The sequence below is a fragment of the Arthrobacter tecti genome (genome assembly GCF_054511355.1).
The window spans coordinates 335,486-345,801 of record NZ_JBTNCT010000003.1 but is presented as its reverse complement, the minus strand read 5'-3'; the positions used below and the strand labels follow the sequence as shown (position 1 = coordinate 345,801).

8 protein-coding genes are annotated in these 10,316 nt (G+C 64.9%); 4 read left to right on the top strand and 4 right to left on the bottom strand.

Going from position 1 to position 10,316, the window contains the following annotated elements; all coding sequences use genetic code 11:
* Positions 1-243 precede the first annotated feature (243 nt).
* On the bottom strand, positions 244-1,512 hold the full coding sequence (locus ACX80C_RS06395) for a geranylgeranyl reductase family protein (RefSeq protein ID WP_459325466.1): 1,269 nt from the start codon (positions 1,510-1,512) through the stop codon (positions 244-246).
* Entirely contained in the window at positions 1,513-2,277 is a 765-nt protein-coding gene (locus ACX80C_RS06390) for a demethylmenaquinone methyltransferase (RefSeq protein WP_459325465.1), read from the bottom strand. It abuts the gene before it with no gap.
* 95 nt (positions 2,278-2,372) lie between these two features.
* Here ACX80C_RS06390 and ACX80C_RS06385 point away from each other — a divergent pair, with 95 nt between their 5' ends.
* From ACX80C_RS06385 to ACX80C_RS06370, 4 genes are all read left to right on the top strand, one after another.
* Positions 2,373-3,725 (top strand): isochorismate synthase, encoded by a 1,353-nt coding sequence (locus tag ACX80C_RS06385; protein WP_459325464.1) that lies wholly within the window; start codon positions 2,373-2,375, stop codon positions 3,723-3,725.
* Positions 3,726-3,847: 122 nt separating this feature from the next.
* On the top strand, positions 3,848-4,639 hold the full coding sequence (locus tag ACX80C_RS06380) for a substrate-binding periplasmic protein (protein ID WP_459325463.1): 792 nt from the start codon (positions 3,848-3,850) through the stop codon (positions 4,637-4,639).
* Between the two features lie 78 nt (positions 4,640-4,717).
* Complete coding sequence (locus ACX80C_RS06375) at positions 4,718-5,503, top strand: amino acid ABC transporter permease (RefSeq protein WP_459325462.1); 786 nt, start codon at positions 4,718-4,720, stop codon at positions 5,501-5,503.
* A 3-nt stretch (positions 5,504-5,506) separates the two neighbouring features.
* The gene (locus tag ACX80C_RS06370) at positions 5,507-6,259 is read left to right on the top strand and encodes an amino acid ABC transporter ATP-binding protein (RefSeq protein ID WP_459325460.1); all 753 of its coding nucleotides are present in this window, start codon (positions 5,507-5,509) and stop codon (positions 6,257-6,259) included.
* A gap of 47 nt (positions 6,260-6,306) precedes the next feature.
* On the opposite strand, the gene menD is transcribed toward ACX80C_RS06370, so the two are convergent.
* Together menD and ACX80C_RS06360 are read right to left on the bottom strand one after the other, a co-directional pair.
* The gene (menD, locus tag ACX80C_RS06365; RefSeq protein WP_459325459.1) at positions 6,307-7,998 is read right to left on the bottom strand and encodes a 2-succinyl-5-enolpyruvyl-6-hydroxy-3-cyclohexene-1-carboxylic-acid synthase; all 1,692 of its coding nucleotides are present in this window, start codon (positions 7,996-7,998) and stop codon (positions 6,307-6,309) included.
* A 61-nt stretch (positions 7,999-8,059) separates the two neighbouring features.
* A complete protein-coding gene (locus ACX80C_RS06360; protein ID WP_459325457.1) occupies positions 8,060-10,228 on the bottom strand; it encodes a PhoX family protein in 2,169 nt (722 codons plus the stop codon).
* Positions 10,229-10,316: the final 88 nt, after the last annotated feature.

Here is a 10,316-nt window from a genome sequence, read left to right as displayed (position 1 = left end):
CGGCAGGGCCCCTACTTGAGCGCCAGCGAAAGTTGGGGGGCCGGTAGGCGCTATCGGCAGGGCCCCTACTTGAGCGCCAGCGAAAGTTGGGGGGCCGGTAGGCGCTATCGGCAGGGCCCCTACTTGAGCGCCAGCGAAAGTTGGGGGGCCGGTAGGCGCTATCGGTGGAGGAACGTGGGAACTTTTGTGCAGCTCAGGCGAGCCGATGGCGCCGGAAGCCACCGTAGCTGCACGAATCTAGCCCTACTGGTTGCCGGTCGCCGGCACGAGGCCCTCTAGGACCCGGATGACCCGGTCCTCGAAGCCCTTCCCCTGCGTATCCGTGAGGTTGGCGAGCATCCGCACAACGAACCGCATCAGGACGGGAATAGGCATACCGGTCCGCAAGGCCAGCCGCAGAATTGCCGGCTTGCCGATCAGGGCAGCGAAGACGCGGCCGAGCGTGAAGTGACTTCCCCAGGAATCCCGGATGAAACCCGCGTAACCGGAAAGCACGTTGTCCCGGGCGAGGCCGGGCGCAACGCCCATTGCGCGTTCGATGAACTCGGCGGCGTACCTGGCCGATTCCATCGCGTAGGAAATGCCCTCACCGTTGAACGGCGACACCATCCCGCCGGCATCCCCCAGCAGCAGCAATCCGGGCTGATAGTGCGGCGTCCGGTTGAACCCCATGGGCAGCGCAGCGCCGCGGATCTCGCCCACCTGGTTGTCCTCGGAAAACCCCCATTCGGCCGGCATCCCGGCGGTCCAGTCCCGCAGCACCTGCTTGTAATCGAGCTTGCCGAACGATGCAGAGGAATTCAGGATCCCCAGCCCCACGTTCGATGTGCCATCTCCCACGCCGAACACCCAGCCGTACCCGGGGAGCGGCTTCCCGGTGGCATCCGGCAGCTCAAGCCAGCCTTCCATCCACGGATCCTCGTGACGCGGGCTGTTGAAGTACGTCCGCACGGCCACACCCAGCGGCCGATCATCACGCTTGGCCATGCCGAGGCTCACGGCCGTCCGCGTGGAGTTGCCGTCCGCCGCCAGGACGACGTCGGCCGTGAAGGCCTTCTTCTCGCCGGTACGCCGCCCGTCAGCACCAAGCACATTGACGACGGCGCCGGTCACCCGCCCGGACTTGTCCCGCACCGCTTCGGTGACGGAATGCCCCTCGAGAATCTGTGCGCCGGCCGAGCGCGCGTGCGCGGCCAGCTGCTCATCGAAGCCAAGCCGGGTTCGGACCAGTCCATAAGAGGGGAAGTCGGAAAGCGCGGGCCACGGCAGCTCGACAGTGCGTCCGCCAGCAAGGAGTCGCAGCCCTTTATTGCGCCGCCACCCCAGTTCCTCGCCGTGGGGCAGGCCGAGCAGTTGGATCTCCCGCACCGCCCGTGGCGTGAAGCCATCGCCGCACACCTTCTCACGCGGGAAGAAAGTCTTCTCGACAACAGTGGTTTCGATACCGGCCGCAGCCAGGTAGTACGCAGCGGTGGATCCAGCGGGTCCTGCGCCAATGATGAGGACTGACACTTAGTTGGCAGCCCTACTGCTGCGCCGCCGTCCGCGCGTCTGGGAGGCGGCCGCCGTCGTCGTAATGGTGCCCTCAGGCTTGGTGGCACGGTGTACGGCGACGATGCCGCCGTTGAGGTTGCGGTACGCAACCGAATCCCAGCCGCTCCCGCTGATCCAGGCAGCGAGTTGGTCCTGGTTGGGCCAGGCGCGGATGGATTCAGCGAGGTAGACGTAAGCGTCCGGGTTGGAACTCACCTTCGTGGCGATGGCGGGGAGCGCACGCATGAGGTACTCGGTATACATAGTGCGCCAGAGTGCAACGGTGGGCTGCGAGAACTCGGCGATGACCAGCCTTCCCCCCGGCTTGGTCACGCGCAGCATCTCCTCGAGGGCCCTGGTGGGCTTATCCACGTTGCGCAGGCCGAAGGAGATGGTGCATACGTCGAAGGAATTGTCTGCGAAAGGGAGGTTGGTGGCGTCGCCCGCGATGAAATCGATATCCGGACGGCGGCGCTTGCCTACGCGCAGCATTCCGAGTGAGAAATCACACGCTACGACGTTCACTCCGGCGTCTGCGAACGGCTCGCTGGAGGTTCCCGTTCCGGCCGCGAGGTCCAGCACCCGGTCACCGGGCTTGGCATCGACGGCCTCGACCACGATGCGCCGCCAACGGTGCGTTTGCCCTAGCGAGAGCACGTCATTCACGACGTCGTACTTGGGCGCCACGTCGTCAAACATGGCCGCAACTTCGTCGGGACGCTTATCCAGCGATGCTCGATTCACTTAGTTAGTGTCTCAAACATTGCACTGCACCCCCAATCACGGCAGAAGCGGGCCCGATCCGGACCTGAGCTCGGACGGGAGTACGCTAATGCATCATGAGCAATCCGTCCCCTGCCGCAGTGGCGACGCCGCTGCCCAAGGCGCCGGCGCTCCGCAGCATCACCTTTGAGCGGGGCGATCTCGAGCTCAGCACCGGCCTGCTGGACTACGTGATCCGCAATGACGTGCACACCTGGATCCGTCGTGGGGGTGGCCTGGTTGGCTTCGGTGAGGTTGCCCGGTTCACCACCTCCGGGCCCGGCCGGTTCGCCGAAGGGCAGCAATGGTGGCGCGAGGTGATCGCTGCCGCCGACGTCGTCGATCCGCTTGACCGGCCCGGTAGCGGACTATTGGCTTTCGGTTCGTTCGCCTTCTCCAAAACCTCACGCCACCCCTCGCGCCTGATCGTGCCGCAGATCATCGTGGGCAGCCGGGATGGCAAAAGCTGGCTGACCTACATCACCGACGACGACGGCGCGGAGTTGAGTCCCGCTGCAGCGGAGACGGCTCTGGCCTCCTTCCTGGACGACGTCGAACCCGAGCGGAAGCCCTCTCCGGAAGACCGGCTGGCACCAGGCATCCTCACTGAGGAACAGTGGATGACGGCGGTAAGCCGCGGTGTTGCCCACATCCGTGACGGGGAGCTGAGCAAACTGGTGCTCGCCCGTGATGTAGTGGCTGAACTGGGATCGCCCATCTCAACGGCCCAGGTACTCCGCGAACTCGCCGTGCGGTATTCGGACTGCTGGACCTACTCGGTGGACGGCCTGATCGGTTCAACACCGGAGATGCTCATCAAGGTGGAGGATCAGACGGCGCGCGCACGCGTCCTCGCCGGAACCCTGGACCGTTCCTCGGCCCCGGCGGGTGAAGCCGGGTACGCCGACCGGGTGCTCGCCGGGTCCGAGAAGCAGCAGCACGAGCATGAAATCGCGATCGATTCCCTCACCCGCCAGCTTGAGCCCTTCACCCGCACCATGACCTCACACAGCGAACCTTTCGTGCTGGAACTGCCGAACGTGTGGCACCTCGCCTCTGACGTCACCGCCGAATTGGCGCCCGACGGCGAGGGCCGGGTGCCGTCGTCGTTGGCTCTGGTCGAGGCGCTGCACCCGACTGCGGCCGTGTGCGGCACGCCAACCACGGTGGCCGGCGAGCTGATCCGGGAACTCGAGCACCTGGAGCGCGGACCATATGCGGGGCCGGTGGGCTGGATGGACGCCGTAGGGAACGGCGAGTGGGGGATTGCGTTGCGCGGGGCGGTCGTCGAAACACCGACCCGGGTAAGGATGTATGCGGGCTGCGGGATCGTCGAAGCTTCCCAGCCGACTGCCGAACTGGCCGAGACCTGGAGTAAGTTCCGGCCGATGATCGAGGCGCTGGGCCTTCCCCTCCCATTACGGTATTGAATCTTTTGCAAGGACCGCTTGGTTACCAATAGGCAATACCTGTAGCCTGTGATGCACATCTCCATACAGCTAGAATCGTCCATGACGTTTCTTTACATCCCGTTCAAAGCTGAGGTATTTGCATGTTCTCCAAGATCTCCAAGTCGCTTGCCGTTGTGGCAGCCGGCGCGCTGGCTCTGACCGCGTGCGGCGGCGGAAACGAATCTGAAGGCGGAGCGGAAAACCCGCTCGGCCTGGTCACTCCCGGAAGCCTCACGGTCTGCTCCGATATCCCCTACCCTCCCTTCGAATTCGAGGAGAACGGCGAGTACACCGGCTTCGACATCGATCTGGTGCGGGCAATCGCCGAAGGCATGGAGCTGGAACTCGCAATCGAGGATGTCGCGTTCGAACCTCTGCAGAGCGGGGCTTCATTCGCCGCCAACCAGTGCGACATCGGCGCAAGCGCGATCACCATCAATGAGGAGCGGGAAGAGAACCTCACGTTCTCGGAGCCCTACTACGAGTCATTGCAGTCGCTCCTGGTTCCTGCCGATTCGGACATCGCGAGCATCGAAGACCTCGCCGGCAAGTCCGTGGGCACCCAGCAGGGAACCACCGGCTACACCTACACCGAAGAGAACGCGCCGGAAGGCACCGAGATTGTGCAGTTCCCCGGAGACGCGGAAATGTATGCCGCGATCCAGGCAGGCAGCATCGACGCCATCCTGCAGGATCTCCCCGTGAACATCGGGCACACCGAAGACGGCGCCTTCACCATCGCCGAGGAATACCCCACCGAAGAGCAGTATGGGTTCGCGATGTCCCTTGAGGGCTCAGAGGAACTGGTTTCCGCCATCAACGAGCAGCTCACCGCGCTTCGTGAAGACGGCACCTACGACGAAATCTACAACACCTACTTCGAGGAGCAGTAAGCCTCACACGCAAAGCGGCAGTTCCCATTGCGGAACTGCCGCTGTCGTGTCCACCTCCTGAAAGTTAGGTAGAAACACGTGAAACCCTCAACCCGTAAACGGCTCTTTCAGGGCGTTCTGTATGCGGTCTTCATCATCGTTGTCGCCGTCGTGGTCCTTACCACCGACTGGGCGCTGATCCAGAACAACTTCTTCAACCTCGAGGTTGCTGCAGAGACGTTCCCGGAGATCGTTACCATTGCAGCGAAGAACACCGTGCTGTATACGGCGATCGCATTCGTCGGCGGGATGATCCTCGGCCTCATCTTCGCCTTGATGAAGCTCTCGCCGGTGCTGCCGTACCGCTGGTTCGCGACGGCGTACATCGAACTGTTCCGCGGGCTGCCTGCCCTGCTGGTGATCTTCGGATTCGCTTACGGACTGCCGATCGCAACCGGGTGGCAGCCCCCCGGAGGCAGCACCGGTGCCGGTTTGATCGCCCTGATGATCGTGTCCTCCGCATACATCGCCGAGACCCTCCGGGCCGGCATCGAAGCCGTACCCAAGGGTCAGGTCGAAGCCGCCCGGTCCCTGGGAATGCGTCCCTCCTGGACCATGGTTTCAGTAGTGCTGCCGCAGGCCTTCCGCATTGTCACTCCCCCGCTGACCAATGAGCTCGTCATCCTGATCAAGGACACGTCACTGCTGTTCATCGTCGGCATGGCGCTGGGCGAACGCGAGCTCACCACCTTTGCCCGCGACGCCCTGACCACCCAGGCCAACTCCACCCCACTGGTCCTGGCCGCGCTGCTGTACCTTGTCATCACGCTGCCGCTCACCCAGCTGGTCGCCAAACTGGAACGCCACAACAAGAGAGGCCGATAGATCATGGCCGAAACGAAAAAAACCGGCGTCCCCGCTATCGAGGTGCGCAACCTGCACAAGAGCTTCGGCGACAACGAAGTCCTCAAGGGAATCGACTTTCACGTGGACGAAGGCGAGGTGGTCTGCGTTATCGGGCCGTCCGGATCCGGCAAGTCCACCCTCCTGCGCTGCGTCAACCGACTGGAGGAACCCACCTCGGGAACCATTGTGGTGGAAGGGGTGGACATCACCGACAAGGAAACGGACCTGGACCAGGTCCGCACCCGCATCGGCATGGTGTTCCAGCAGTTCAACCTTTTTCCGCACCTGAATGTCACCCGCAACCTGACGCTCGCGCAGATGCGGGCCAAGAAGCGCAAGAAAGTGGAGGCCATCGAGGTTGCAAAGCGCAATCTAGCGAAAGTGGGGCTTTCAGAGAAGGCGGAAGCCTTCCCTCCCCAGCTTTCCGGCGGCCAGCAGCAGCGCGTCGCCATTGCGCGTGCGCTCTCGATGGACCCGGACATGATGCTCTTCGACGAGCCCACCAGCGCGCTCGACCCCGAACTGGTCGGTGATGTCCTGGACGTCATGAAGCAGCTCGCACGTGACGGAATGACCATGATGGTTGTAACCCACGAGATGGGTTTCGCACGCGAGGTAGGCGACCGCGTTGTCTTCATGGACGGCGGCGTGGTTGTGGAGCAGGGCAAGCCCGAGGACGTCCTCGGCAACCCCCAGCACCCGCGAACCCAGGAGTTCCTCTCGAAGGTGCTCTGACCAGTGGGTGCGCACATGGTGCCCCTGAGGGGGAATTATGTGCGCACTCAGCGGGCCGTCCGCGTTGCCTCGCGCACCGCGTCCTTCACCCGGGCGTGAAGATCACGAAGACCCGCGCGGTTCGAGTGGACCTCGATGATGGACCGGCCCACGATCGGCTCTGCCAGGGCGTCGTCAAGGTCCTCTGCTGTGGAAACCAACCGGTGCGGAACTCCATAGCCGCCCGCGATACCGGCGATATCCGCCGCATGGGGCGTGCCGAAGAGCCGTTCCACAGCTGAGCCGTAGCGCTCGATCGTCGCCGGATCACCGTGTTCGAGCAGCCCGAAAATGCCACCGCCCGCATCGTTGAGGACCACAACCTGCAGGTCCGGCTCCTCCTCGCCGGTTCCGAGCAGGAGGCCGCCGGCGTCGTGCAGGAAAGTCAGGTCCCCAACCAGCAGGCGGGTTGGAATGCCCGCCGCCAGGGCAATCCCGCTTGCCGTGGAAATTGTCCCGTCAATTCCCGCAAGCCCGCGGTTGGCGTACACCTCGAGGGGGTGCCAGCCGGCGGAAGCCACCAGGTCGACGTCGCGGATCGGGTTGGAGGACCCGAGCACCAGGTTGCCGCTGGTGCCCTCCCAGACCACGTCCGCAACGTGCAGTCCGTTCAGTGCCGGTTCCGCTGCGAGCAGCAGCCGGATGGCGGCTTCCGCGCGGGCGCCTGCCACCTGCCATTCCTTAAGCCAGCCATCCGCGCCGCGGCCAGCGAACGTGAGCAACTCATCGAGCGCGGGGATGATGCGCTCCGGTCGCCGTCCCGTTTCGAACCACGACGGCGGTTCAGGGACATAGAGCGCGCGTTCGACGTCGGTGCGGGCCAACAGGGCAGCAACGGGCCGGGACAGCGTGGGCCGGCCGAAAACCACTACCTTCCCTATCCGGGGACCGAATTCTTCGAGCAACAACCGGTACGGTGCGACAGCCGAGGATCCGAAACGGGCGTTGGAGGAGGGCTCTGCGAGCAACGGCAGGCTAAGGTGCTGCGCGAAAACGGCCGCTATTTCACCCGCGCCATGCCCGGCCAGCACCACTGTTCGGGCGCCGTCCGGCAGGGAGGCAGGTGACGCCGTCGTCGTTGGTTCATCGCGTTCGATGCGTTCCACGGGGGGCGGCCCGGATGGCTCCAACTGGGCGCGATCGCCCGGCACGAGGGGGTCCCGGAAGGCGAGGTTCACCTGGACGGGTCCGGGCGGCTGCGTGACGCCCCGGGCTTCGGCGAGCGCACGGGCGAGGTGGGGTGCGGGGTCGGCGCCGGCGGGGACGTCGACGGCGGCGCGTACGTGGACGCCGAACAGTCCCGCCTGGCGGGTGGTCTGGTTGGCGCCGGTGCCGCGAAGCTCGTCGGGGCGGTCCGCCGAAAGCACCACCAGCGGTATCCCGGCATGGTTGGCCTCCATCACGGCGGGCATCAGTTCGCCCACGGCGGTTCCGGAGGTGGTCAGCACCGCGGCCGGGCAGCCGGATCCCGAGGCGAGGCCCAGCGCGGTGAACCCGGCGACGCGCTCGTCGATCCGGACGTGCAGTTTCAGCATGCCCGCCGCCTCAGCCTCCGCAAGCGCGTAAGCCAGCGGGGCGCTGCGGGAACCGGGTGCAACCACGACATCGGTGATGCCGTTGGCGGCAAGGGCGGCAGTAACGCGGCGGGCTGAATCGATGGAGTCCACTCCCCCATCCTCACACTGCCCGCAAGGGGTCATGGAACATTCGTGTGGATCCGGTGGGTCCGCGTCCGCCGAACCCACCGGATCCGCACGTTAGTTACTTGTTGTTCCGGCCGCCGCGGTTCTCATCGTTGCGCGGCTTACCCTTGCCACGGCCGCGCCCGGGCTTGTCGTCGCCCTGCTGCTTCCGCTCGTCGGGGAAGACCTGAATGACGGAGGGGCGGGGCAGCGCGCCCTCGCCGCGCTTGGGTGCGCTCCACTCCGGCACGTAGTCCGGAAAGAGGGAGGTGTGCGCTCCCCAGGACCCCTCTTCGCCCGGATGCTGGACGGCGACGAAGACGTTCTGTTCGTCGTCGTGGATGATGGGGCCGCAGGTCTCGCCGTCGCGCGGCACAGCGAGGAACTGGTCCACCCGACCGCGCTCCCGGCCTTCCAGCGTTACACGGAACAGCCCGTCGCAGTAGCCGATGGTGCCGGGCTGCCCATCGGTGGAAATCCACAGGTTGCCTGCGCTGTCGAACGCGAGGTTATCGGGGCAGGAGATGGGTGAAACCTCGTCCGCGGGGTACCCACCGAAGTAAGTGCTCGCATTAGTGGACGGGTCACCGCAGACGAGCAACAGGTTCCACGTGAACCTCGTGGAGGTCTGGTCCCCGCCGTTCTCCGTGATTTCGACGACGTGGCCGTCGCGGTTGCGGGTACGCGGGTTGGCCTCGTCCACAGGAGCGTTCGAACCGACACCGCGGTTGGTGTTGTTGGTGCAGGCAACGTAGACCCTGCCGGTGTGCAGGTTCGGTTCGACGTCCTCTGCGCGGTCCATCTTGGTGGGGCCGACCTTGTCAGCGGCGAGGCGGGTGAAGACCGCGACCTCCGCCGTCGTCATGCCCGGGACGGCGGATCGGTTGTTGATGATGAGCGGCAGCCACTCGCCGACGCCGTCGAACGCTCCGTCAGTTGGAAGGTTCCCGGTGCCGTCGATCTCCGGAACCGAGTTGCCCTGGAAGCGCGCCACGTAAAGAGAGCCCTCGGAGAGAAGGTTCATGTTCGCCCGGCGGTCAGCGGGAGTGTTCCCCTTCCGGACCTTGTTCCTCGAGACGAATTTGTACAGGTAATCGAAGCGCTCGTCATCGCCCGAGTACGCGACCACCCTGCCGTCGTCGGCGACTATCACGTTGGCGCCCTCATGCTTGAAGCGGCCCAGCATGGAGTGCTTTTTCGGGGTGGAGGTGGGGTCAAACGGGTCAACCTCCACGATGTAGCCGAAGCGGTTGGCCTCGTTCGCGTAGCCTGCGTTCCGGGTGTCGAAGCGGGGATCGTCGATCTCCCAGCGGCGCCCGGTGGGGCTGGAGGTCAGGCCGTACCGGCGGTCGGCGTCAGAGGTGCCGGGGGTGACGAAGTAGCCGTTGAAGTTTTCCTCGCCGGAGAGGATGGTGCCCCACGGCGTGGTTCCGCCGGCGCAGTTTCCGAGGGTGCCGAGGATGGAGCGGCCCGACGGGTCGTCGATGGTCTTCACGAACTCCGAGCCTGCTGCGGGTCCGGTCAGTTCATACGGTGTTTCCATGAGGAAGCGGCGGTTCAGGCGGCCTCCGACGATGTACTTCCACGGCGCGTTCTTGTTCTTGCGCTCAAGCTCCACCACTGACAGTCCGTGTGCAGCCCGCGCTGTTGCCCGGACCTCCACCGCCGGCATATCCGGCGGGAACATGATGTTCTCGTTGGTGTACTCGTGGTTGGCGAACAGGACCGCCCGGCGGCCTTTGCTTCCGGGGATTTCGATGATGTCCGTGTAGTCGCAGTTGTAGCCGAACTGCAGCTCCTGGGCGTCCGCGGTCTGGTTGTTGGCGTCGAAGGCGGGCGAATTGCGGAAGAGCGGGTCACCCCAGCGGATCACCGGGCGCCAGGAGTACCCGTCAGGAACCGTGAAGTCGTCAACAAGGGCGTCAACGGGGTCAATTGGCGTAAAGGCGAGCTTGCTCTTACCGCCACCGCGCTTCGCAGAGACAGCCGGCGCGATCCGCGCTCCCCCGGGCACCGCAGCGGCAGAGTTCGCACCGACGAGCATGGTCAGGGCGCCAACCGCCCCTGCACCCATGACACTACGGCGGGACAGTTCGTTCGAGACAATGTCCCGGAAGTAGTTGTTGCTGCTCGTGTTGCACACGGCGGCAGCGCACGCGTTGTCGCACTTGAGCGCGCAGGTGACGGCGCTGCGCTTTCCGTTGGTATGGCCGAGCATGGGCAGGAGACGGCGTTTGGTGTCGCTCATTTTGAGAGAACCTTCCGGATTTGTTCGGTGTGGGGCCGGTCTCACCTTGGCAAGCGAAATGAACCGATCCGGGGTCCTTGGGTGAACG